General features: G+C 62.0%; 19 protein-coding genes. 10 read left to right on the top strand and 9 right to left on the bottom strand.

Going from position 1 to position 24,365, the window contains the following annotated elements:
• Window positions 1-606: 606 nt before the first annotated feature.
• Window positions 607-2,199 (top strand): lactate dehydrogenase, encoded by a 1,593-nt coding sequence (locus QRN36_RS25630; RefSeq protein WP_285426596.1) that lies wholly within the window; start codon window positions 607-609, stop codon window positions 2,197-2,199.
• Window positions 2,200-2,284: 85 nt separating this feature from the next.
• Here QRN36_RS25630 and QRN36_RS25625 read toward each other — a convergent pair whose 3' ends face one another.
• Together QRN36_RS25625 and QRN36_RS25620 are read right to left on the bottom strand one after the other, a co-directional pair.
• Entirely contained in the window at window positions 2,285-3,043 is a 759-nt protein-coding gene (locus QRN36_RS25625) for an anti-sigma factor (protein ID WP_285426595.1), read from the bottom strand.
• The gene (locus QRN36_RS25620) at window positions 3,040-3,552 is read right to left on the bottom strand and encodes an RNA polymerase sigma factor (protein ID WP_285426594.1); all 513 of its coding nucleotides are present in this window, start codon (window positions 3,550-3,552) and stop codon (window positions 3,040-3,042) included. The genes QRN36_RS25625 and QRN36_RS25620 overlap by 4 nt, the downstream gene beginning before the upstream one ends.
• Before the next feature lie 178 nt (window positions 3,553-3,730).
• On the opposite strand from QRN36_RS25620, the gene QRN36_RS25615 reads away from it, so the two are divergent.
• Together QRN36_RS25615 and QRN36_RS25610 are read left to right on the top strand one after the other, a co-directional pair.
• A complete protein-coding gene (locus QRN36_RS25615; protein WP_285426593.1) occupies window positions 3,731-4,816 on the top strand; it encodes a catalase family peroxidase in 1,086 nt (361 codons plus the stop codon).
• Entirely contained in the window at window positions 4,813-5,358 is a 546-nt protein-coding gene (locus QRN36_RS25610) for a cytochrome b (RefSeq protein ID WP_285426592.1), read from the top strand. The genes QRN36_RS25615 and QRN36_RS25610 overlap by 4 nt, the downstream gene beginning before the upstream one ends.
• 105 nt (window positions 5,359-5,463) lie before the next feature.
• On the opposite strand, the gene QRN36_RS25605 is transcribed toward QRN36_RS25610, so the two are convergent.
• From QRN36_RS25605 to QRN36_RS25595, 3 genes are all read right to left on the bottom strand, one after another.
• Window positions 5,464-6,606 carry a M14-type cytosolic carboxypeptidase gene (locus QRN36_RS25605; protein ID WP_285426591.1) on the bottom strand — a complete coding sequence of 381 codons (1,143 nt, stop codon included), beginning with the start codon at window positions 6,604-6,606 and terminating at the stop codon, window positions 5,464-5,466.
• A gap of 141 nt (window positions 6,607-6,747) precedes the next feature.
• The gene (locus QRN36_RS25600) at window positions 6,748-7,299 is read right to left on the bottom strand and encodes a DUF4880 domain-containing protein (protein WP_285426590.1); all 552 of its coding nucleotides are present in this window, start codon (window positions 7,297-7,299) and stop codon (window positions 6,748-6,750) included.
• A gap of 545 nt (window positions 7,300-7,844) precedes the next feature.
• Window positions 7,845-8,312 (bottom strand): Lrp/AsnC family transcriptional regulator, encoded by a 468-nt coding sequence (locus QRN36_RS25595; protein ID WP_285426589.1) that lies wholly within the window; start codon window positions 8,310-8,312, stop codon window positions 7,845-7,847.
• 211 nt (window positions 8,313-8,523) lie between these two features.
• Between QRN36_RS25595 and QRN36_RS25590 the strand changes: the two genes are divergently transcribed.
• Complete coding sequence (locus tag QRN36_RS25590) at window positions 8,524-12,009, top strand: indolepyruvate ferredoxin oxidoreductase family protein (RefSeq protein ID WP_285426588.1); 3,486 nt, start codon at window positions 8,524-8,526, stop codon at window positions 12,007-12,009.
• A gap of 529 nt (window positions 12,010-12,538) precedes the next feature.
• On the opposite strand, the gene QRN36_RS25585 is transcribed toward QRN36_RS25590, so the two are convergent.
• From QRN36_RS25585 to QRN36_RS25575, 3 genes are all read right to left on the bottom strand, one after another.
• Entirely contained in the window at window positions 12,539-12,880 is a 342-nt protein-coding gene (locus QRN36_RS25585) for an FKBP-type peptidyl-prolyl cis-trans isomerase (protein ID WP_285426587.1), read from the bottom strand.
• Window positions 12,881-13,039: 159 nt separating this feature from the next.
• The gene (locus QRN36_RS25580) at window positions 13,040-14,623 is read right to left on the bottom strand and encodes an aldehyde dehydrogenase (NADP(+)) (RefSeq protein WP_093458817.1); all 1,584 of its coding nucleotides are present in this window, start codon (window positions 14,621-14,623) and stop codon (window positions 13,040-13,042) included.
• A 258-nt stretch (window positions 14,624-14,881) separates the two neighbouring features.
• Window positions 14,882-15,988, bottom strand: a complete 1,107-nt coding sequence (locus QRN36_RS25575) for a Gfo/Idh/MocA family protein (RefSeq protein WP_285426586.1) — start codon at window positions 15,986-15,988, stop codon at window positions 14,882-14,884.
• 190 nt (window positions 15,989-16,178) lie between these two features.
• Between QRN36_RS25575 and QRN36_RS25570 the strand changes: the two genes are divergently transcribed.
• Entirely contained in the window at window positions 16,179-16,607 is a 429-nt protein-coding gene (locus QRN36_RS25570) for a carboxymuconolactone decarboxylase family protein (protein ID WP_285426585.1), read from the top strand.
• Here QRN36_RS25570 and QRN36_RS25565 read toward each other — a convergent pair.
• Window positions 16,591-18,072, bottom strand: coding sequence for a PLP-dependent aminotransferase family protein (locus tag QRN36_RS25565; RefSeq protein WP_285426584.1), 1,482 nt, complete (start codon window positions 18,070-18,072; stop codon window positions 16,591-16,593). The two genes, QRN36_RS25570 and QRN36_RS25565, sit on opposite strands and share 17 nt — an antisense overlap.
• A 204-nt stretch (window positions 18,073-18,276) precedes the next feature.
• Between QRN36_RS25565 and QRN36_RS25560 the strand changes: the two genes are divergently transcribed.
• The 5 genes from QRN36_RS25560 (at window position 18,277) to QRN36_RS25540 (ending at window position 23,810) form a co-directional block, all read left to right on the top strand.
• Window positions 18,277-18,717: a carboxymuconolactone decarboxylase family protein gene (locus QRN36_RS25560; RefSeq protein ID WP_285426583.1), complete on the top strand. Its 441-nt coding sequence runs from the start codon at window positions 18,277-18,279 to the stop codon at window positions 18,715-18,717.
• A 126-nt stretch (window positions 18,718-18,843) separates the two neighbouring features.
• Window positions 18,844-19,491, top strand: coding sequence for a LysE family translocator (locus tag QRN36_RS25555; protein WP_093458814.1), 648 nt, complete (start codon window positions 18,844-18,846; stop codon window positions 19,489-19,491).
• Between the two features lie 185 nt (window positions 19,492-19,676).
• On the top strand, window positions 19,677-21,746 hold the full coding sequence (gene treS / locus QRN36_RS25550; RefSeq protein ID WP_285426582.1) for a maltose alpha-D-glucosyltransferase: 2,070 nt from the start codon (window positions 19,677-19,679) through the stop codon (window positions 21,744-21,746).
• A 147-nt stretch (window positions 21,747-21,893) separates the two neighbouring features.
• The gene (locus QRN36_RS25545; protein WP_285426581.1) at window positions 21,894-23,042 is read left to right on the top strand and encodes an MFS transporter; all 1,149 of its coding nucleotides are present in this window, start codon (window positions 21,894-21,896) and stop codon (window positions 23,040-23,042) included.
• 111 nt (window positions 23,043-23,153) lie between these two features.
• On the top strand, window positions 23,154-23,810 hold the full coding sequence (locus QRN36_RS25540) for an ATPase (protein WP_285426580.1): 657 nt from the start codon (window positions 23,154-23,156) through the stop codon (window positions 23,808-23,810).
• The last annotated feature ends 555 nt before the right edge of the window (window positions 23,811-24,365 follow it).

Below are 24,365 nucleotides of genomic sequence, written 5' to 3'. Positions count from 1 at the left end.
CGTGAGCAAAACGGCCTGAAAACCGTTGTTTGCAACCATAGAATCTCCCACAGGTTTGTGGCCTGCCTCGACACCCGTCGGCGGCGCATTACCTTGTAGGAGCGCGCTTGCCCGCGATCTGGCGCGAAGCGGCAGCAGAATCGGATGACGCGGTACATCAGGCAGACCGCGTAGCCCGGGTTTACGACGACTGCGTCGCCAATCGCGAGCTCACTCCCAGAGGTTTTGTGGTGTTTCTCCAAGCTGTGTCCCCCCCGCGAAATAGGTGGAAGTGAGCCAACTGTCTTTAAAGCCCCCTCGATCAAATGCGTGACGCCCGACGCTTTCCCGGCTAAAGCCGGTCCTACGAAAAACCCACAGCGTCTGTAGGACCGGCTTCAGCCGGGAAGAGGCCGGTGCATTCGGCGGGCATGCGGCGGTTGGAATTCAGTCTTCGCGGGCAAGCGCGCTCCTACGAGGGTAATGCGGTGCTGACTGGTATGGAGCCAGGCCACCCAACCTGCGGGGCTCGCTGCTACCGGATTGGCAATGTATCGCTCAAGATACAAAGGATGCAGCCGACAAACCGAGCAGGAAATCATCCCTTCAATTGAACATGGAAGCGTCATGACTGCGATTTCATCGGTTGTTTCGGTCGTGCAGCCCTCGATCGTCACGCGGCCTGTGGCCAATGAGCCATTGGGCGGCGCAGCGGCGGTGAGCCCCACGGCTTCGCCTTCAACGGTGGTCTCACTGGGGCAGGAAGCGTCGACCCTCGATGCCCAGACCTACAGCGCGCGTGGTCTGCTGTCAGGGGCGGAGGTGGCGCCTGCCTGGGAGTACACCCGTCAGGACAAAGTCTCCTTGTCGATGATGGGCAACTTCAACACGTCCGCCACCGCCGGCCGGTTCCAGGGCCTGGGCGCAGCCTTGCTCGGCCAGTTGGCTGAATCGGGCAAAGGCATCTCGCAGTCGGTCATCCGGTCGTTTTCGGGCCACGCACTGGAGCCCGCCGAGCTGACAGCGGCGCAGACCCGCTTACACGGCAATGCCGACAACAGCATCAGCCTGAGCATCCGCACCGCCAGCGGCAAGACCATCGAACTGACGCTCTCCAGTCAGGACGACGGCCTGGCCGTGCAGGCGCAGGTCAGCGGAGGCGACCTGAGCGACGATGAACTCAGCGCGCTGGGCAGAATGGCCGATGGCTTTCAGTCGGCCATCGACGGCCTGACCGCGCGGCCGCCGCAGTTGAAGCTCGACGCACTCACGCAATTCGATGCGAGCGTGTTCTCGTCGATCGATCTGAAAACCCGCGTCAAGCTCGACAGCACCAACACCCAGACCCTCGAACTGCACGCCGACGCCGATCAGCGCTCGGTGCGCATGAGCGGCGCGGCGGGGGAGCTGCAGATGTCGGTGGACCTGAAAAATGCGGCGGTGATTGGCGACAGCGATCAGCAGGCCAAAGCGCTCAAGGGCTACATCGGTCAGATCGAGGCCGCGCGCAAACGCGGCGATGGCGACCAGCAGTTGTTGTCGATGTTCGAGGACGCCTTCACCACGCTGCACAGTCATTATCCCGGCACTCGCGCGTCGTCCGCGCCGCAGACCGTCAACTCCATTGAGCTGACGGACACCGACCACGCGATGCTCAGCGGTCTTGGCGATTTCAGCGCCTCGGTGAGCGAGAAAAGTCAGGAGGGCAACCCCGCGCGGCCAGGAGAGCTGGACACCTTTGCCTACATCCTGTCGCAGACCACGCAGTCCAAAGGGCGCGACCAGCTCAATCGCACCCTGGTGCAGGACCAGCAGGCGCACTTGAGCGCCAGTTATCACAAGGCGCTTTATGCCGGGCAGAAGCTGGACCTGCAACGCGATCCGAAGACGCAGAATTATCTGTATTACCAGATCAACGATCAGTCCAGCAGCAAAGCCAGCATCGGTTACGACAAGGGCGCGCTGGTCAACGCGTCGGTGACGCAGTCCGCCAGCCAGTCCACGCGCGTGTCAACTTACGTGATGGGGGTTCTGCAGTCCGAGAAGCTCACGCCGGTCACGGAAAGCAAGACCCGCAATTTCCTCAGCGTGCTGCAACAGGCGTTGCAGCAGGACAATGAGGCGAAACAGGGACGTGGCACCTCGTTGTTGAAGTACACGCTTGAAGGGGTTCAGGAAAAAGCCATGCTGCAGAGCGAGCCGGGGCAGCTGCGCGGCTGATCGTGGCGACCGGCTGCCGTTCGTTCGGCAGCCTTCTTGCGGTCGACGGCGGCGTTGCCGACCGCAAGCAGGGCTGGCCTTGCGATCAGATCGGTTGCTTCAACGCCAGTCGCGCGGCCTGCGCGGCAGGGTCGTCCGCTGGACCCACCACGGCGTAGTTGTAGCCTGAGCCCGACCAGTAATCGGCCTGCAATTCGCCATCGCGACGCGAGCCGCGCGGCAGCAGATGATTGGCTTCTCCTGGCGGGCGGATGAAGAAACTCAATGTCCGGCCTTCGCTGTCCTTGTATACCACCATGGCCGCGGCGCCCTGTTCGGTCGTCGTCAGGCGTCCGCTGACCGGTTTGAAACCCGCCGACTCAAGATCAGGCAAGCGATTGGCCTGAGCGAAATTCTTGTCCAGCCAGACCTGCACGTTGTTCGCCTTGTCGCTGCTCCAGTCGCTGGCCATGTTGGCGTTCACCGCAAACATGCGATACGCCTGCACCGCGTCGGCCATCGGCGGATTGGCGCTGGCGAAGGTGATTTCCCGGGCGTGCCAGCCGCTCAGGCCGCCGACACTGACGGCGATCAGCAATACGGCTGCGGTCGCGAATCGTCGGGTGCGGTTGCGGCGCATGCGCTGGCGAATGAAGGCGGGATCCAGCTCCGGATTCGGCGCCCGATGCAGTTCACCGCTCAACGCAGCCCGCAGGCTCTGGGCGTCCCGCTGCCAGGCTTGTACCTGCCGGGACAGTTCGGGGTGCGCCGCAAGGTAGGTTTCCAGCGTCGACCGATCAGCATCGTTGAGCTGACCGTCGACGTAGGCGTTCAAATCGCGTTCGCTGGGGGGCAGAGTGATCATTTCAGTATCCGCAGGGCAGGGGTGGTGATTTCGCCTTCGCTGAGCTGGCGCAAGGCCTGGCGCGCGCGCGACAAACGGGACATGACGGTGCCCACCGGGACGTCGAGGATGGCCGCCACTTCGTTATAACTCAAGCCTTCGACCGAGACCCACAGCAGCAGGGCGCGCTGTTCGGTGTTGAGCCGATCGAAGGCCTGTAATGTGGTCTGCGCGACAATCGTTCGTTCGACCGAAGGCTCGAAATGATCCTCCTTGCCGCCCGTGAATAGCTCGAGCATGCGATTGTAACGACGTGAACGGCGATGAGCGTCTAGAAATTGCCTATAAAGAATGGAGAACAGCCAGGCACGCAGATCACCTTCGGGCCTTTTGCCGTTCCACGCGGAAAGGGCTTTTTCCAGGCTCGACTGCACCAGATCATCGGCGCTGCTGTGATCGCGGGTCAGGGAGACCGCGAAACGACGCATTCGCGGCAGCAACTCTCTCAATTGATCGTCGACTTCATTCATGGGGGCTTCCAGGTCGATCAGCGGGATCGATTCAAATCGTGTGACCAGAAAGACGCACGCCCGTGCAAGTTATTCCATCGACCGAAAAATAAATATCGAGGGGTGGAATAAACCGCCTCGAGCCGCGTCCCACTTCACCTGCAAATTGCACAGAGGCCTCAGGCCCGGAGAATCATTGATGAGTGACCGTGAACCGCCACATCCCTACAAACCCCCGCTCAGTACGTCTTCACTGTTACTGCGCATGGCCGGCATCGGCGTGATCGTTCTGGTCGTTGCCGGCGCATTTGCCTACGTCAACGGCAGCCTGGACCCACAGCGACTGACGCCGGCGCGGGTCGTCGATGTCTTCGAACACAACAATGGCGTGCACCCCGGTTATCGGCGCAATCATCCGAAAGGCATTTGCGTGGCCGGCTACTTCGAGAGCACCGGCGCGGCCGCCAGCCTTTCCCGCGCAGAGGTGTTCGCCAGCGGTCGTACCCCGGTGATCGGCCGTCTCGCGCTGCCGACCGGCAATCCGTATTCGCCGGACAGCGCCGCGCCGTTGCGCAGTTTCGCGGTGCAATTCACCCAGCCCAACGGGCAGCAGTGGCGAACCGGCATGAACAGCATGCCGGTCTTCCCGGTCGGCACGCCTGAGGCGTTCATCGATCTGCAAAAGGCCACCGCGCCAGACCCGAAGACCGGCAAGCCCGATCCCGCCAAGCCGCCCGCCTTCTTCGCCGCTCACCCCGAGGCGCAGCCGTTCCTGGCGTGGGTCAAGACCGCCAAGCCTTCAGCGAGCTTCGTCACCGAGACCTACAACAGCGTCAACGCATTCGTGTTGGTAGATGCCAGCGGCAAACGTCAAGCCGTGCGCTGGAGCCTGGTGCCCGATGCGAAAGGTGACGCGCCGGCGCCGGACGCCAAGGACTACCTGCAGAAGGACCTGAGCGACAAGCTGGCCAGCGGTCCGCAACGCTGGAATCTGGTGCTGACCCTGGCCAACCCGCAGGACCCGACCAACGATGCGTCCAAGGCCTGGGCCGGCGAGCACAAGACCGTCACTGCCGGAACCCTCGTGGTGGAGGCTGACAGCGCGCAACTGGACGGCGCCTGCCGCGACATCAATTACGACCCGCTGATCCTGCCCAATGGCATCGAAGGCTCGGACGATCCGTTGCTTGCCGCGCGCTCAGCGGCCTACGCGGCGTCGTACATGCGCCGCACCCAAGAAGTCGATCAGTTGAAGGCCGAGCCTGCGCAGGAGAAACAGCCATGAATACGCCCACCACCCATTTCGCCCCCCTGGCCCGCGCCCTGCACTGGCTGATGGCACTGATGATCATTGCCATGCTGTTCATCGGTGCCGGGATGGTCGCTTCGGTTTCGCAACGTCATGAATGGCTGCTGAACCTGCACAAACCCTTGGGCATCGCCATTCTGTTGCTGGTCATCGTGCGCCTGATCGTGCGCCTCACCACCCGGACGCCGCCGTTGCCCGCCGATCTGCCGGCGGCACAGGCCCTGGCCGCGAAGCTTTCCCACTATCTGTTGTATGCGTTGATGTTTGCCATGCCGCTGATCGGCTGGGCAATGATCAGCGCTGCCGGCGATCCGGTGATGCTGAGTGAGTCGATCAGGCTGCCGTCGATCCTTGCGGCGAACGCCGATACCTTCGCGCTGCTGCGCAAGGCACATCAGTACCTGGCGTATCTGTTTTTCCTGACCATCCTGGCCCACCTTGCGGCGGCGCTGTTTCATGGCTGGGTCAGAAGAGATGAGGTGCTGGACAGCATGTTGCGAGGGAAATCCCGCGGCTGAGTGCATCGCCGGTCAACGCGGCCGCTCAGTCATGCACGCGAGCTGATCTGCCGCGTTGCCTTCATGCCGCTGGCCACGAGCGACATGAAGGCCAATGGACTGCGTTCAGCGCAGTACCGAGACCATCTGGCCCAGGGTGGTCAGCACGTCTCTGGCGAGCTGTTTCGAACGTTTGCCCGACCAGCCGGTGAGCGCGTCTGGCGCATCGTCGTTGTCCTTGAAAGGCATTTCCAGGGTCAGTGCCAGGCATTTATAGCGTTCGCCGACACTGTTGCACGCCAGGTTCATGTTGGCGTTGCCCGGCGTGGCCTTTGGATAGCCATAGCGCGTCTGGAAATCCCTGGTCAGTCCACTCAGGCGCGCGCGGAAATCCGCTTCCAGCGCCTTCTGCTGTTCGGTGTAGCCCGGATTGCCCTCGCAGGCCGCAGTGAACACGTAGGGAATTTCCTCGTCGCCGTGTACGTCGAGGAACATGTCGACGCCATACTTTTCCATCTGCTCTTTGACGAAGAACACTTCCGGGCTCAGCTCGGGTGTCGAATCCTGCCACGCGCGGTTCAGGTCCTTGCCCTGCGCATTGGTGCGCAGGTGACCGTGGAAAGAGCCGTCCGGGTTCATGTGGGGCACCAGGTACAGATCCGCTGAAGCGAGCAGGGCCTGCAACGCTGCGTCGTTTTCCTGCAGGCGCTCGATCACGCCTTCCATGAACCACTCGGCCATGTGTTCGCCCGGGTGCTGCTGGGCGATGATCCAGATCTTGCGTTTGCCGTCGGCGCCGTCCCCTTTGCGCAGCAGCGGGATATCACGGCCTTCGACGCTCTTGCCGGTGGCCAGCAGCTCGGTCCCGGCCTTGTTCAGCGCCTGATCGATCAGCCCGTCATGACGTTCGCGGCTGTAGGGCTCGAAGTAGGCGAACCACACTTGAGGCCCAGTGGGTGTCAGGTCGAAATTGAGGGCCTGGCCGTCGAAGTGGCTGGGTACGCGAAACCAGGTCTTCTGATCGTACGAAGCGACGGCGTTGTAACCGGTCCAGGCGCGGTTGTAGCTCGACTGGCTGGCGTTGGTCAGGCTGAATCCGTGGGGCTGGCCGACCTGCATGCCGTCGACCTTGAAGTGGAACCACTGAAAGTGGGCACTCTTGGTGTCCGGGCGGATGGCCAGTTGTACGCGCTTCGCGTCACTGGCGTCGAGCACCACGATGTTGCCGCTGTCGAAATCGGCGGTGATCGAAAGGGGAGTCTGAGTCACGGAGGGATCCTGAGTTTGTTAATGCCACTCACGCCATCTGGACGCCGCCGCTGCACGGCAGGACAACGTCGCTGGGCTGTTATGACGATTACTTTACACGGATCGGACGGGCAAACTGCGACAGAATGTGTTGTCTTTGGGTCACGTCAGCAGGGTGCTGAAGGCCTCGGCCGTCACCAGCAGGCTGCACAGAAACGCAGTCAGCAACAGCCAGCCGATGTAGGGCTTGCGTTTGCGTCGATGCCAGCCGCTGGCACCGAGGATGGCAGCGGGCGCAGTCAGTCTGCACCACAGTCGCTCGCTGGCCTGAAACGCACTCAGGTGGCGAGTGTCGGCGTCGAGCCAGTGGCGGAATTCAATGCGCTGGCTGGCGGTGGCCAGTGGACTTTGCAGGTGCACATACCAGCGCAGGGCTTGCGTGGTGATCACGTCATCAGCCGGACCGTCGTCGGGTTGATCGGCGCACTGCTCAAGCGTGCGCGTCATGCAGCGCTCGACGGCGTCGACGTCGGTCTCGAGCAGTTGGGCGATGGCGGTGTAGGAAAGGTTGTCGAGTCGGCTCAGCAGAAAGACTTGCTGAGTCTTGCGAGGCAGCTTCTGAATGCGTCGGCGGCAGGCATCGGTCTCCTGGCTGACGGGCATTTCGGGTTGCCGGGCGGGCAGCGGAAACAGGGTCGTGAGCTGATTAGTCATGGCGTGTCACTCGCAGGTCATCCGTGGGTCATTCGTTGGAAAGGAGTGGGGGCATCATCCGTGACGCAGGGCCGATCTTAGTGCTCATGAGATTCATTCTCAAGTGCTGCGTGGTTTTTTCTGGAAATTTTTACCGAATGTGTCGTTTTAGACCGGTTCAGCGGTTCAGTGCTCAATATACTTTTGCTATTATGCGCGCCATCGCGACGGCTGAAGTCCATCGCACCCTCTTCATTAGCCTGAAGACGCAACACCCGACCGAACCCAGACCCTTATAAGGGCACGAAAAAAAAGACCCGGCAAAAAGCCGGGTCAAAAACCGTGATTAGCCTGATGAGGAGATAATCCGGAAGCCGACCTAAGGCTTCTGGGTTACCAACCAGTCTCGCGACCGGTTGCGCTCAATAATAATCATTATCATTTGCACGTCAAATGTTTTTTCGCATTCCTGTGAAATAATTCGTCCGCCCCCCTTAGAAATCTCGAATCGCGCCCTCGTTGCACCTGCGCACACGGCCCGCGCCAGCGTCCGACGGGCTGGACAGCTACTCGATGGGCAGCTCCGTCGTTCTCTTCACCACGCTCATCGCAATGTTCGAATGCGCTTCCTGCACGTGCGGGCTTTGCAGCAGTTGATCGCGCAGAAAACGCTCGTAACTGGCGATGTCCTGCACCACGACTTTGAGCATGAAGTCCATGTCTCCAGCCATGGTGTAGCACTCCAGCACCTCGGGGAAACCGATGATCGCCTCCTCGAATTCGGTCAGATAACGCCGGCCATGGCCCGACAGCTTGACGTCGACGAAGACCGTCATGGTCAGGCCCAGTTTGGCCGGATTGAGCAGCGCGACCTTGCGCTCGATCACGCCTTCTTCTTCCAGACGATTGATTCGACGCCAGCAGGGTGACTGCGACAGTTCCACCCGCTCGGCGATCTCGGCAGCGGAGAGGGCGGCGTCATGTTGCAACAGGCGGAGGATTTTGCGATCGATGGGGCTGAGTTTGACCTGCATGAATTGACCCTTTTTTATTATTCAAACGAAACAGGCATGCAGGATATGAGCAGATTTCGGCGGATTTAGAAAGAAAAAGCCTGCGCGCCACAGGCAGTATTGGCATGTCGCCGTCGGGCTGAACCGTCTCGACGGCAAGAGGGGAGCCAGGCTCACGAGGCCGCTCTCTGCTGCATTCAAATCGCACTAATAAAAACAAAGGAGTGCCTGAATGTCTTTGGCTGATATTCGTCTGGATGATAAGTATCGACTCGCCACCGGCCATCTCTACCTGACCGGAACCCAGGCGCTGACCCGCCTGCCCATGCTGCAAAAACAACGCGACGAAGCCCGTGGTCTCGATACCGCCGGCTTCATTTCCGGCTACCGGGGCTCGCCTCTGGGCAATCTCGACAAAAGCCTCTGGGACGCGAAGGATTATCTCAAGCAAAACGCCATCCATTTCCAGCCCGGCGTCAACGAAGAGTTGGCGGCAACGGCGGTGTGGGGCAGCCAACAGGTCAATCTGTTCCCCCATGGCAAGTACGACGGCGTGTTCGCCTTGTGGTACGGCAAGGGCCCGGGCGTCGATCGATGCGGCGACGTGTTCAAGCACGGCAACTCCGCAGGCGTCGCCGAAAACGGCGGCGTGTTGATCCTCGCAGGCGACGACCATGGCTGCAAATCGTCGACCATCGCTCACCAGAGCGAACACGCATTCATTGCCTCGATGATCCCGGTGCTCAACCCGAGCAACGTTCAGGAAATCCTCGATTACGGCATCATCGGCTGGGAGTTGTCGCGCTACAGCGGTTGCTGGGTGGCGATGAAAACCATTGCTGAGAATGTCGACTCCTCAGCCGTCGTCGAAGTCGACCCACTGCGCATCCAGACGCGCATCCCCGAAGACTTTCAGTTACCCGAAGGGGGCCTGCACATCCGCTGGCCCGATCCACCGCTGGCGCAGGAAGCCCGGCTCAACACCTACAAGATCTACGCCGCCCGCGCATTCGCTCGCGCCAATCAGCTGAACAAGGTAGTGATCGATTCCCCGCAGCCAAGGCTGGGTATCATCACCACCGGCAAGTCCTATCTGGACGTGCGACAAGCGCTGGAAGAATTGGGCATCGACGAGCAGCTGTGCGCGTCGGTGGGCATCCGGGTGTTGAAGGTCGGCATGAGCTGGCCGCTGGAACCCGTTTCCGTGCACGACTTCGCCGAGGGGCTGGACGAGATTCTGGTGGTCGAGGAAAAGCGCAGCGTCATCGAAGATCAACTGACCGGCCAGCTCTACAACTGGCCCGTCGAGCAGCGTCCGCGGGTGGTAGGTGAGTTCGACGAGGCAGGGCGTTCGTTGCTGCCCAACCTGGCGGAGCTGACCCCGGCCATGATCGCCCGCGTCATCGCCAAGCGGCTGGCGCCCATTTACAGCAGCCCGAAAATCGAGGCGCGCCTGCAATTTCTCCAGGACAAGGAGAAAGCGCTGGCCGCGCCATTGTTCAAGACCCAGCGTACGCCGCATTTCTGCTCCGGCTGCCCGCACAACAGTTCGACCAAAGTCCCCGAAGGAAGCCGCGCGCTTGCCGGAATCGGCTGCCATTACATGACCATCTGGATGGACCGGGAAACCGACACCTTTACCCAGATGGGCGGCGAGGGCGTGACCTGGATCGGGCAGGCGCCGTTTACCCGCACGCCTCACGTGTTTCAGAACCTGGGCGACGGCACGTACTTCCACTCCGGTCATCTGGCGCTGCGGGCGGCGGTGGCGTCCGGCGTCAACATCACTTACAAGATTCTCTACAACGACGCCGTCGCGATGACCGGCGGCCAGCCGATCGACGGCGTGCTGCGGGTCGACCAGCTCAGTCGCCAGGTCTTCAACGAAGGCGTGCAGCGCATCGCGCTGGTGTCGGATGATCCGGACAAATACCCGAGCCGGGATCAGTTCGCGCCGATCACCACCTTTCACCATCGACGTGATCTGGACAGCGTTCAGCGCGAGTTGCGCGAGTTCGAGGGCGTGTCGGTGATCATCTACGATCAGACCTGCGCCACCGAGAAGCGCCGTCGGCGCAAGCGCGGCACGATGGTCGATCTGGACAAGCGCGCAGTCATCAACCCGGCCGTGTGTGAAGGCTGCGGCGACTGTGGGGCGAAGTCCGGTTGCCTGTCGATCCTGCCCAAAGAAACCGCCGAAGGGCGCAAGCGCGAGATCGACCAGAGTGCCTGCAACAAGGATTTCAGCTGCGTCGAGGGATTCTGTCCCAGTTTCGTCACCGTTCACGGCGGCACGCTGCGCAAGCCTGCGCTGCCTGACCGCGAGCAGGCGTTCGCGCAGTTGCCCGAGCCAACCCTGCCAAGCCTCGATCGTCCGTTCAATATTCTTCTGCCAGGCGTAGGCGGCACGGGTGTGACCACCGTCGGCGCGATGCTCGGTTATGCCGCGAACCTGGAAGGTAAGGGCTGCAGCGTCCTGGACCAGGCCGGACTGGCGCAGAAGTTCGGGCCAGTGGTCAGCCATATTCGTATCGCCGCGCGTCAGGAAGACCTGTTTGCGGTGCGCATCGCGGCGGGTGAAGCGCACTTGCTGCTGGGGTGCGATCTGCTGGTGGCCTCGGGGCCGGATGCCATTGCCAAGCTCAGTAGCGAAAAATCCTACGCCGTCGTGAACAGCCAGCAGACGCCGACTGCGGAGTTCACCCGCAACCCCGACGCCGAATTCCCGGCAGAAGCCATGATGCAGACGATTCGCGAAGCCGTTGGCGAGCAGAAAACCCACTTCGTCCAGGCCACTGATCTGGCGACCCGATTGATGGGCGACAGCATTGCCAGCAACCTGTTCATGCTCGGTTACGCGTTCCAGCTCGGCTTGATCCCGTTGACCAGCGCAGCCATCGAGAAAGCCATCGAGCTAAACGGTGTTGCCGTCAGCCTCAACCAGCAAGCGTTCCTGTGGGGGCGTCGCGCCGCGTTCGATCTGCCAGCGGTTCAGGCGGCGGCGTATCCGCAGGCAGCGCCTGCCGAGCCACCTGTAACGCTGACCTTGCAGGAGCGCCTTGAGAAAAACAGTCAAGCGCTCACTGAATATCAGAACCTGGCCTACGCCGAACGGTACCTGGCGCTGGTGTACAAGGTGTGTGAGGCCGAGGCGCGGCTCTTCCCCGACGATCAACCGGCGTTGACCGAAGCGGTGGCGTTCAATTACTTCAAGCTGCTGGCCTACAAGGACGAGTACGAGGTGGCGCGGCTGTACAGCAACGGCGACTTCACCCGACAGCTACAGGCACAGTTCGAAGGCGACTACCGGCTGGAATTCCACCTGGCGCCTTCCTGGCTGGCCGCGCGCGACCCGCACACCGGCGTGCCGCGCAAGCGCAGTTTCGGGCCCTGGATGCTGAAAGCGTTCGACGTACTGGCCAGGTTCAGATTCCTGCGCGGCACGGCCTTCGATCCGTTTGGCCGCAGTCTTGAACGTCGTCAGGAGCGTGAGTCGATCGACCACTATGTCGCGGACGTCGAGCTGATCCTGAGCCACCTGAACGCTGGCAATCGTCATACTGCGTTGAGTCTGGCGCGTCTGCCCGAGCGCATCCGCGGTTACGGACACGTGAAGGAAAGCGCGATGCAGGCCGCAGCGCTGCAGGCGGCGCGCATGCGTCAGAGCCTGATCAGCGGCAAGATTGAGCTGCCGAAGCTGTATGAAGTGGCGGCTTGAAAGGCGAAGGAGGTGAGGGCCGTTGATCCTCACCTTTACGTCAATTGGGTGAGCTTGCTATCGGTGCTCGCGAACAGCGTCGTACCTCCGCGGATGATCCAGCGTCTGGAAATCAGTCTTCGCGAGCAAGCTCACTCCTACAGGTTTGGAGTCTGGCCGGAGAATTTGGTAATGCCTGGAGATCCGAGTGGGAGTGAACCAACTGTCTTCCACGCTGGATTCGATCAGCGCGTAATCCCCGGCGCCTTCCAGGCTTAAGCCGGTCCTACGAAAAACTTGCAGTGTCTGTAGGACCGGCTTCAGCCGGGAAGAGGCCGGTGCAGGCTGTAGAGCTGCAGCGTCTGGAAATCAGTCTTCGCGAGCAAGCTCACTCCTACAGGTTTTATGGCCGAACTCGATAGCAGTCGGCGCCGCATTACCATGCAGGAGCGCGCTTGCTATGGGCCGCACTCGGACGATCGGCTGCGCAGAAGTCGCAAAACCAACCATCGCGGTGTGCCTGACACACCGCATACACCTGGTTTACTGTTCAATCATCCCGGGTCAGTACTTCCAGCAGTTCAATTTCGAAGATCAGATTCGAGTTGGGTTTGATGTGGGCGCCCATCGAGCGTTCGCCGTAGGCCAGGTGGGCCGGGACGAGGAGCTTGCGCGTGCCGCCGGCCTTCATCCCCATCAATCCTTGATCCCACCCTTTGATCACCCGGCCAGTGCCGATCACGCATTGAAACGGCTTGCCGCGCTCCCATGAGGAATCGAACACCGTGCCGTCTTCCAGCGTTCCGGTGTACTGGGTAGTGATCAGCGCGCCCTTGACCGCCGCTTTGCCGGTGCCTTCCTGCAGGTCGATGATGTGAAGTTCGTCGTTCATGTCCGGTGTCCATTGCTGCGTCGTTTGTCAGGCGGCGATGCTAGTGGGCGACAGGGTCGCTGGCAATGCGCTTCCCGCCGAGACGCAGATCCAGGCCAAAAAAAACGGCGCGCCTGTTGAAGGGCGCGCCGTTTTTCATTTCAGCGGTTCAGGGCGTCATCAGGCGATGACGTCGCTGCTCCACTCGCCGTTGACCAGGCGCTTTAGGCCCAGTGGGTTGGCGTTTTGCAGCGCGGCCGGCAGCAGGCTGTCCGGGTAGTTCTGGTAGCAGACCGGACGCAGAAAGCGGTCGATTGCCAGGGTGCCGACGGACGTGCCGCGAGCATCGGAGGTTGCCGGGTATGGGCCGCCGTGAACCATCGCGTCGGACACTTCCACGCCGGTCGGGTAGCCGTTGACCAGGATGCGGCCAACTTTCTCTTCCAGCACCGGCACCAGCCACTGATATTTCTGCAGGTCAGCGGTTTCGCCGATCAGGGTCGCGGTCAACTGGCCGCGCAGCGCCTGCAGTGCCGCTTTCAGCTCTGCGTCGTCCGCGACTTCGATCAACAGTGTGGTCGGACCGAACACTTCTTCCTGCAACAGCTCATCGCCGTTGAGCAGCATGCTGACATCAGCCTTGAACAGCTGCGCCTGAGCCTGTTTGCCTTCCTGCGGTTTGCCCGCCAGGTGGGTCACGCTCGGGTGTGCCAACAGTTTCTGCACGCCTTTGCTGTAGCTGCGCAGGCCGCCTTCGTTGAGCATGGTCTGCGGCGCCTGGCCACCCATGTGCTCTTTCAGCTGTTCGGTGAACGCGGTCAGGGCAGGGGAACGGATGCCGATCACGACGCCCGGGTTGGTGCAGAACTGACCCGCACCCATCACCACCGAAGCCGCCAGTTCGCCGGCGATTGCAGCGCCGCGAGCCGTCAGCGCGCCCGGCAGCAGCACGACCGGGTTGATGCTGGACATTTCAGCGAACACCGGAATCGGCTGTGGACGCTCGGCAGCCAGTTTGCACAGGGCGTTACCGCCGTGCAGCGAACCGGTGAAGCCGACGCCTTGAATGGCCGGATGCTTGACCAGACCTTCACCCACGCCGCTGCCGAAGATCATGTTGAACACGCCTTTTGGCATGCCGGTTTTTTCGGCGGCACGAACGATGGCCTGACCGACCAGGTCAGCGGTGGCCATGTGGCCGCTGTGAGCCTTGACCACGACCGGGCAGCCAGCGGCGAGTGCCGAAGCGGTGTCGCCGCCTGCGGTGGAGAAGGCCAGCGGGAAGTTGCTCGCACCGAACACCGCGATTGGGCCGACGCCGATGCGGTACTGACGCAGATCCACGCGTGGCAGCGGTTTACGCTCAGGCAGCGCCTGGTCGATACGTGCACCAAGGAAGTCACCGCGACGCAGGACTTTGGCGAACAGACGCATCTGGCCGCTGGTACGGCCGCGTTCACCCTGAATACGACCGGCCGGCAGCGCAGTCTCCTGGCACACCAGTGCTACGAAATCATCGCCCAGCGCGTCGAGTTCATCGGCGATGGCGTCGAGGAATTCAGCGCGGCGTGCCGGGCTCAGTTGACGGTATTCGAGGAAGGCTTCTTTAGCGGCCAGCGCGGCGGCGTCGATTTCCGCGTCGGTGGCCTGGTGGAATGCATAGGGCAGGGCTTCGCCAGTCGTGGCATCGAGGCTTTTGTGGCGTGCTTCGCCGAGGCCGCTGCGGGCGCCGCCGATGAAGTTCTGGCCGAGAACGTTAGGCATCTGCTTCTCCTGTTATTTTTGGGGCGAATCGATCAGGCGTTGACGCCTGACAAGGAATTCGGGGTTGCATGAAGCATGGCGACGATAACGCCGGAGGCTTATCGAAAGTTGACAGTCATCATACAACTGCATTTTTTTACCCGCAAGGCGCGAGGGCGCAGCCGGTCAAATCGCCAGGTGCTGGCGCGGGCAAAGATTGCTGGCAAGCACGACGCGTGCTTCGCCAGCAACTAGCTGAAGAGCGAGACAACTGCTGTCTCAGGCGTTGGGCTCGTCGGTGTTGATGTAAGGCGGCACCTTCGCCAGTGGCAGTCGACGCGCCTGCTCGATGCTGATGCCCGGCCGTTCGGGCAGCGGCTCAAGCTTCTGCGGTTGGCCGGTTTTCAGCGCCCGCTCGACCGCTTCCACCACTCGCACGTCCCGCCAACCTTCGTCGCCGTCCGGCTCGGGTTCGCGGTCCTGAAGGATGCAGTCGGAGAAATACTGGGTTTCCCCACCGAACTGATCCACCACTGGATGGCTGTGCTCGGTGGTCTTGCCGTCGATGATCGCGCGGTAACCGATTGCCACACCTTCGCCGAAGCCGAAGCAAGGCGAGGCTTCGAACTCGCCGCCGGTGCCGATCAACTGGAATCGTTCGGTAGCCGGCAAGCTGTAGCTGACGGTGAAGGTCGCCAGACGTTCCTGCGCGAAACGCAAGGTCACGTTGACGGTGTCGTATGTGTTGATCTCGCGCCCCGGCGTCTTGATACCGACCGCGTGCACTTCCAGTGGCTCGGCGGCGAACAGATTGCGCACCGCGTTGATTGGATAGGGCCCCATGTCCGCCACCGGACCTGCGTCGAAGCCGCTCTGCATCCGGTGGTTGGCCGGATCGGTGGTCTGCGCGAACGTTGCGGTGAACAACCGCGGCTCGCCAATCTCGCCAGCGCGTACACGGTGGACCATTTCCACAGTGCCCGGCTCGAAATGCAGGCGGTAGGCGACCATCAGTTTCGCGCCGGAGCGTTTCGCCGCTTCGGCGATGGCCAGGCAGTCTTCCTCGTTGGCCGCCATGGGCTTCTCCAACAGCACATGAATGCCGGCTTCAAGCGCCGGGACGGCGAATTCGCGATGGCGGAAGTTGGGCGTGGCGAGGTAGATCGCGTCGATCTCACCGGAGCGCAGCAGCGTGTCGAATTCGTCGTAGTGGTAACTCTTGAGGTCATACAGTGCGGCAAGCTCGTCGGCCTTCACGGGGTCGCCGGTCACCAGCGCGGTCATCACCGAGTTGTCGGTTTGCTCCAGCCCCGGCATGAACGCGCCTTGGGAAATCCAGCCCCCGGCGACGACTGCGTAGCGGATTTTGCCGTTTGAATCTGGCATTGAATGGCCCTCCATTGTGTTGCGGACGGTTTGTCCGGCGCCTGTGTAGTCGGCAGGTGAGGGCGACAGAAGTTCCATCCCATGCACTGGCGGCGTGCAATGGCCTGGCAATCTTCCGCCAGATTGGCTATTGGGAGCGCCTTGGTCGCAGGCCTACTCTGAGCGCCTGTTTTCGGATGCGAGTCTGGCCATGCGGCCTCCACTGGATGTTCATCAGGCGTCACCGGGTGCAATGAAGGCAATGCAGGCGCTGGAGCAGGCGGTCAATCGCTTGCCTCTGGCGCCCTCGCTGATGTTGTTGGTCAAACTGCGGGTGTCGCAGCTCAATGGCTGCGCCGGCTCGGTCGAGCGCTACAGTCAGGACGCCTGTCTACAGGGAGAGTCCGAGCGCCGGCTGTATGCCGTGTCGGTCTGGCGAGACTCGCCGCTGTTCGACGCGCGCGAACGGGCTGCGTTGAACTGGAGTGAAAGTGTCACCCGGATCGCTTCCACCCATGCGCCTGACGCGGACTATGCCTGGCTCTGCGAGCACTTCAGTGAGGGCGAGCGCGTCGACCTCACCCTGCTGATCGCCACGATCAACAGCGTGAACCGGTTGAGCGTCAGTCTGCGTCGTTGAGCCCGCCGCGCGGTGGCAGCGGCTGGTCCTGGCCGTCGAGCTGGACCAGCAGATCGCGCACCCGGTCCAGCGCCGGATCGATGTCCAGCGTTTCGATGGCGCCGAAGCCGACGATCAACCCGTCCCGTGGCGCGACGTCGCAGTAAAAGCCCCGCAGAGGGTACAGACCCACCTCGACCTTGCGCGCCAGCTCGACCAGCAGGGCCAGATTGATCGGCACCTTGAACATGACCGCCATGTGGAAACCTGCCGTGCTTGGAATCGCCTCCATCCAGGGCGACAGATCGCCGGCCAGCCGCGCCAGGATTCGCTCACGACGACCGGCGTAAATGCTGTGGCTGCGGCGGATGTGCTTGTTCAACAGGCCTTCGCTGATGAATTTGGTCAGCGCCCATTGTGGCAGCGTGCTGGTGTGCCAGTCAGTCAGTTGCTTGGCCTTGATCACCGCCTCGCGGATCGCCTGGGGAAGCACCGCGTAACCCAGGCGCAGCTCCGGCAGAAGTGTTTTGGAGAACGTGCCGACATACGCGACCACGCCGTGCTCGTCCATGCTTTGCAAGGAGTCAGTGGGCCGGCCTTCGTAGCGGAATTCGCTGTCGTAATCATCCTCGATGATGATCGCGCCGATCCGCCGCGCCTTGTCCAGCAACGCCTGCCGACGGGCCACGCTCATGGGCATGCCCAGCGGCATCTGATGGGACGGCGTGACGTAGATGGCGTGAGCGTTGTCGGGGATTTCGTCGACGAGGATGCCTTCGCTGTCGACCGGCACACTGGCAACCTTTGCGCCTTGTGCGGCAAACAGCAGGCGGGCCGGCGTGTAGCCGGGGTCTTCCACGGCAACGGTGCAGCCGGGCGCGATCAACACCCGGGCGATGACGTCCAGCGCCTGCTGCGCGCCGTTGCACACCACCAGATCATCGGCCACGCATTTGACCCCGCGAGCGAACGCGATGTGGCCGGCGATGGCGCTGCGCAGGGCGGCCAGTCCCTCAGGCTGGCTGTAAAACCCGCGAGCGCCTGTCATCTGGCGCAGCGCGTAGTGGGTGCAGCGGCGCCACTCGTCATGGGGGAATTGCGTCTTGGCCGTCGCGCCGCCGATGAAGTCGCAGCGCAGCGTGCCTTCCAGCGTCGGGTGGCGCAGTGGCAGGACGATGTTCTGCCATTTGTTCACCACCTCGATACTGGCCAGATCCGACACCTGCTGCGGGCGCGGGCGGGGCGCGGTGAGGGTGTTGACGAACGTGCCACTGCCGACCTTGCCCACCAGATAATTCTCGTACGTGAGCCGGCTGTAAGTGTCGGAAATGGTCTTGCGCGACAGGCCCAACTGGGCGGCGAGCAAACGGCTGGGTGGCAGCTGCACACCCGCGGCCAGGCGGCCGGATTCGATGCTGTCGCGCAGCTGTTCATACACTTGATTCGCCAGATCCTTGCGGCCCTGGATGACGATATGAAGTTCCACGTAAACCCCTGAGCGCCATGACCGGCGACGATGCACGATCACAAATTCTAGCCAGCGGCCCAGGCGGCGGTACAGCTGCGTGCGAAAAAAACCGGGAATTGGTCTGCCGATTGGTCCGGCGCTATTACGCCGTATTGGCTATCGCCTGAAAGCGGCATTGGGCCCAGCATGCAAGCGTGCATTTGCGTCGTTGAGGAATTTTCAGTGCAGCCACGGCTCGACTATTACACCGCATCTCCCGGTGCGCTGAAGGCGCTCATGCTGCTCGAAGCGGCGAACTTCGACTTGTGTATCGACAAGCCTCTCATGGAGCTGATCAAACTGCGCGTCTCCCAGCTCAACGACTGCGCGTTCTGCGCCGACCTGCACGCGACCGAAGCGCGCCGACAGGGTGAAAGCGACCGGCGCCTGCATGGTCTGGTGGTCTGGCGCACATCGACATTGTTCAGTGAGCGCGAGCGCACCGCGCTGGCGTGGTGTGAATCGGTGACGCTGCTCGAACGTCCAGATCAATCCGATGCCGCGTACGCTCAGCTTTGCGCGCATTTCTCGCCCCGCGAAGTCGTGGACCTGACGGTGGGCATCGCCACCATCAATTGCTGGAACCGCATGGCAATTGCGTTTCGCAAACAGCCGTCGCCGTGACGGCGTGCAAAAAACTGACCCTTTCGACATGTTTGCCTCTCGGCCATCGGCAAAACCCTGCGATCCCGTTATCCTGCGCGCTGTTTTTTGTAACGCATCGTTAACCGGATTGAAGGACCGACAGACATGGAGTTCACCAGCGGCTTTTTACTGAGCCTTTCCTTGTGCCTGGACATCGGCGTGGCGAATATCGCAATGATCACGCTGGCGATGCAGCGCGGCTATCTGCAAGGCTTCTGGCTGGGATTGGGGTCGTGCTTCGGTGACCTGTTTTATGCCGTGCTGGCCATGGCCGGGATGACCGTTCTGCTGCAATACGAATGGGTGCGCTGGGGATTGTGGCTGGGCGGCTCGGCGATCCTCGTCGGCTTTGCCGTGAAAATGGTCGTTGCGGCGCTGAGCAGTCACGCCAGCCTCGCCATGGCCGGCGAAGAAAATGCCCGCTCGGGTCTGCGGGAGTTTTCCCGCGGAGTGTTCCTGGCCGTGTCTTCACCCACCGCGATTCTCTGGTTCGCGGCCGTGGGCGGCACGCTGATTTCCCGCGCGGGCGGGCATGGCACCCTGAGCACGACACTGTTCCTGCTCGGCTTTTTCTTCGCGGGCGTGGCCTGGTGCGTGTTCATCTGTTTTGCCGCCAGTCACGGCGGTCGACTGCTGGGCGACAAGCTGCTGCGCTATTCGTACTGGGTCTCGGCGGCGATCTTCTGCTACTTCGCGATCTACGTGATCCTCTCCGGTTATCAGGAATTCATCGTCAACGCCGCACGCGGCTGACGCCCTGAACGCAGCCACGCCTGCGGCTGCCACGAAATCTGCGCTTACCGCTCTTCATGCAACGAACGTTTGGGCCTGTGCACGCTCATAGACTTAAGCAACGGCGTAGACAGGATCGTCCCGGCCCGCGAAGCCGCCGCCCGGGCGACCTCTCCAATCCTCTTGAAGACGGAACCCTGGATCCTATGACCACCCCGGACAAGCAGTATGTGGAATGGCTGGTTGAGCAATCGATGCTCCATGCCGCCCAGCAACGCGCAAAACTTTATGGTGGCCAGGGCCGGCTCTGGCAACGGCCTTACGCTCAGGCCCGGCCACGGGACGCTTCGGCGATCGCTTCGGTCTGGTTCACCGCTTATCCCGCCTCGATCATCACCCGCGAAGACGGCTCGGTGCTTGAGGCTCTGGGCGATGAAAAACTCTGGCACGCGCTCTCGGAAATCGGCATTCAGGGCATTCATAACGGGCCTCTGAAGGCGTCCGGCGGCCTTAAGGGGCGTCAGCGCACGCCGAGCATTGACGGAAATTTCGACCGCATCAGTTTCGAAGTGGATGCCGATCTGGGCACCGATGCGCAGTTTCTCAACCTCAGCCGTATCGCCGCCGCGCATAACGCCGTGATCGTCGACGACGTGATCCCGTCGCACACCGGCAAAGGCGCGGATTTTCGTCTGGCCGAGCTCGCTTATGAGCAATACCCCGGCTTGTACCACATGGTCGAAATCAAAGAGGAAGACTGGCCGCTGCTGCCTGAAGTGCCGCCAGGGCGCGACGCGATCAACCTGCCGCCGGCGACGGTGGATGCGCTGCGGGACAAGCATTACATCGTCGGTCAGTTGCAGCGGGTGATTTTCTTCGAGCCCGGTGTCAAGGAAACCGACTGGAGCGCCACGCCGGTGATTACCGGCGTTGACGGCAAGGACCGGCGCTGGGTGTACCTGCATTATTTCAAGGAAGGTCAGCCTTCGCTCAACTGGTTGGACCCCAGCTTTGCCGCGCAGCAGATGATCATCGGCGATGCACTGCATGCGATCGATGTGATGGGCGCGCGGGTGCTGCGCCTCGATGCCAACGGCTTCCTCGGCGTGGAGCGCAAGGCGGACGGCACGGCGTGGTCGGAAAGTCATCCGCTGTCGATTACCGGCAACCAGTTGCTGGCCGGCGCGATTCGCAAGGCGGGCGGGTTCAGTTTTCAGGAACTCAACCTGACCATCGATGACATTGCTGCAATGTCCCATGGCGGCGCCGATCTGTCGTATGACTTCATCACGCGCCCGGCCTACCAGCATGCGTTGCTCACCGGCCGGACCGAATTTCTGCGGCTGATGCTGCGTCAGGTGCATGACTTCGGCATCGACCCGGCGTCGCTGATTCACGCTTTGCAGAACCACGATGAGCTGACTCTGGAACTGGTGCATTTCTGGACGCTGCACGCCCACGATCAGTACCTGTACATGGGGCAGACCTTTCCCGGCAACATTCTGCGTGAGCACATCCGCGAAGAAATGTATGAGCGCCTGGCCGGCGAGCACGCGCCGTACAACCTCAAGTTCGTCACCAACGGCGTGTCGTGCACCACCGCCAGCATCATCACCGCTGCGCTGGGCATTCGTGACCTGGACGCCATCACCGATGCCGACGTCGACACCATTCGCCACATTCATCTGCTGCTGGTGATGTTCAATGCCATGCAGCCGGGCGTATTCGCGCTGTCGGGTTGGGACCTGGTGGGCGCATTGCCGCTCCCGGCCGAACAGGTGGCCCATCTGATGGGCGACGGCGACACGCGCTGGATTCACCGGGGTGCCTACGATCTGGTGGACCTGGACCCTGACAACGAGGTGTCGGCGGGCGGCATGCCGCGCGCGAAAACCTTGTACGGCAGCCTGATCGAGCAGTTGCAGCGCCCGGATTCCTTCGCGTCGCAGCTGAAGAAAATTCTCGCCGTGCGTCGCGCCTACGACATCGCGGCCAGTCGCCAGATCATGATCCCGGACGTCGAACATCCGGGCCTGTTGATCATGGTTCACGAACTGCCTGCAGGGAAGGGCACGCAGATCACGGCGCTCAACTTCAGTGCCGAACCTATCGTCGAAACCCTGCATCTGCCGGGGATTGCACCGGGTCCGGTGGTCGACATCATCAACGAGCGCGTCGAAGGCGATCTGACCGAGGAAGGCGAATTCACCATCACACTGGACGCCTACGAAGGCCTGGCGCTGCGGGTCGTCAGCATGGTGGCGCCGATGATGTAAAACGGCGCGCTGTCCTTTGCTTTGTGGGTTCCGCACCGGCGGTGCCCACAGGCTCAGGCGGCATTCGGATACGAGTCTCGATTACCACGCTTCACGCTCCGGGCTTCACTCACTGAACACTGCAACCCTTTGTTGGAACACTGCCCTTTGTCTATCGCTCAGCCCGTCAAAACCCCCACGTTGATTCACCTCTGGAGCTACCGCCTGACGTTTCTGTTATCCGGCATGGCGCTGGGCGCGTGGGCGCCGTTGGTGCCTTACGCCCGCGACCGGGCGGGCGTCGGCGAGGCCGAACTGGGGCTGCTGCTGTTGTGCTTCGGACTGGGTTCGCTGCTGGCCATGCCACTGGCCGGCATGATGACCACGCGCAAGGGTTGCCGGTTTGTCGCCCTGGTCGGTGGCACGCTGATTTGCTGCATGCTGCCGTTGCTGGCGAGTCTGTCGTCCTTCGCAGGCCTCGCATTGGCCCTGGCTGTGTTCGGTGCCGGCCTTGGCAGCATTGACGTAGCCATGAACGTGCAGGGCCTGATGGTCGAACAGGACCATGGACGACCGCTGATGTCGGGATTCCATGGGCTGTTCAGTCTGGGCGGCATCACCAGTGCGCTGCTGATGAGCCTGTTGCTGTGGGCCGGGGCGACGCCGCTGTTGTCGGTCTGTGTGGTGGTGGCGATTGTGGCCGGATTGCTCCTCTGGCACGCCCGGCACCTGTTGCCCTATGGCGCTGATGATCCCGCAGCGCCGGTGGCGCGTCCGACCGGAAAAGTGCTGGTGGTGGGTCTGCTGTGCTTCGTCGCGTTGTTGGTTGAAGGCGCCATGCTGGACTGGAGCGCGCTGTTTCTGAGGACCGCGCATCAGGTCGATCCGCGCATTGCAGGAGGCGCGTTCGCGGTGTTTTCACTGACCATGGCCGCCGGGCGTTTCTGTGGCGACACCCTGCGGCGTCGCTTCGGCGCGGTGCGGGTGCTGGTGATCGGCGGCCTGTTGGTGATGGTCGGATTCGCCATGGCGATCCTGCTCGAATCGCCGCCCTTGTTCCTGCTGGGCTTCGCGCTGATCGGCATCGGTTTGTCCAACACCTTTCCGGTGTACTGCTCGGTAGTGGGCGCGCAAACCGCCATGCCGCCGGGGCTGGCGATTGCCACCATCACCGCGATCGGTTACTCGGGGATTTTGCTGGGGCCGGCGTTGATAGGGTTCGCCGCACACGCGACGGGGCTGCGCGTGGCATTGCTGTGCGTGGGAACGCTGATGCTCGCGCAAGTGCTGACCGCGCGATGCCTGGCGAAAGTCTGACGGCATTATCGCTTTGATCGATGTTGATCATTGATCGACTCAAGTTCTGAATTTCTCGCGCAAGGCTCAGGATTGCACCACACCCACTGAGCCGCGCTGCGGAGAAAACCCATGACTGTTCGAATTGCCGCCCTGTTTGCACTGGTCGCCGCCCTGGCCGGTTGCGCCGTTCCTGGCGCTCCGCGCTATTCCGACGTGCAGGACGGCCAGTTCCGGACTGCCAAACCCACCTCTGCAGTTACCCTCAAACACACCCAGACCGTCGGCGTGATCTTCACGGAAAATACCGTCGCCAACCTGGCCTACATGGAACGATACAACGCAGCCGCCCAGACGGGCATCGCGGCGAAGCTGACCGATAGCCGTATCAGCGAGGCCTATGTCAACAGCTCCGATCCGGAGCTTGCGATCAACTGGTTCGCCGAATCGCTGGAGAAGCAGTTCGCGACAGTGGAGTTCTACGAAAACCTGGACGACGTCCTCGCTGCCCGTCCGGACGTCATCGTCCTGCTGGACACCCGCAGCAAACTGATCACCGAACGCAGCGCCGATGTCCAGGCCAGCATTACCGCGGAATTCTTCGACGGCGATTTCAAGTTCATCGGCAAAGCCGAGGGCAGCGACGCGCGCTCCATGTCTCCGATCTGGGCACACACCAAACGCGCTCCGGAAATCGCCGAACAGATCAACCAGCAGCGAGAAGTTCAGATCAACGCCCTGCATAAATTCGATGCATCGCTGGAGTCGTTGATCAAGGCAGAGTCGTGATACAGGCGTTACAGGACTGTGCGTGGACTTGAGGGCTGTCTAAAGCCCGCCATGCTGGAAGTGAGTCGACGCCTTCCCGGCTGAAGCCGGTCCTACGAAGCTTGCGGCGTCTCTAGGACCGGCTTTAGCCGGGAAGAGGCCGGTGCATGCTGTGGTTATGCAGCGGCTGGAAATCAGCCTCGCGAGCAAGCTCGCTCCCACGGGATTTGTGTCTGGTCAGAGAGCCCGGGGATGTCCGGAGATCTTTGTGGGAGTGAGCCGACGCCTTCCCGGCTAAAGCCGGTCCTACGAAGCTTGCGGCGTCTGCAGGACCGGCTTTAGCCGGGAAGAGGCCGGTGCATGCTGTGGACATGCAGTGGCTGGAAATCAGCCTCGCGAGCAAGCTCGCTCCCACGGGATTTGTGTCTGGTCGGAGAGCCCGGGGATGTCCGGAGATCTTTGTGCGAGTGAGCCGACGCCTTCCCAGCTAAAGCCGGTCCTACGAAGCTTGCGGCGTCTGTAGGACCGGCTTTAGCCGGGAAGAGGCCGGTGCATGCTGTGGACATGCAGTGGCTG

This window comes from Pseudomonas sp. efr-133-TYG-103a (assembly GCF_030209235.1).
In the GTDB taxonomy this organism is placed as follows: Bacteria; Pseudomonadota; Gammaproteobacteria; order Pseudomonadales; family Pseudomonadaceae; genus Aquipseudomonas.
Note: the sequence above shows the minus strand (reverse complement) of the source record. Positions and strands in the feature narration are given on the sequence as shown.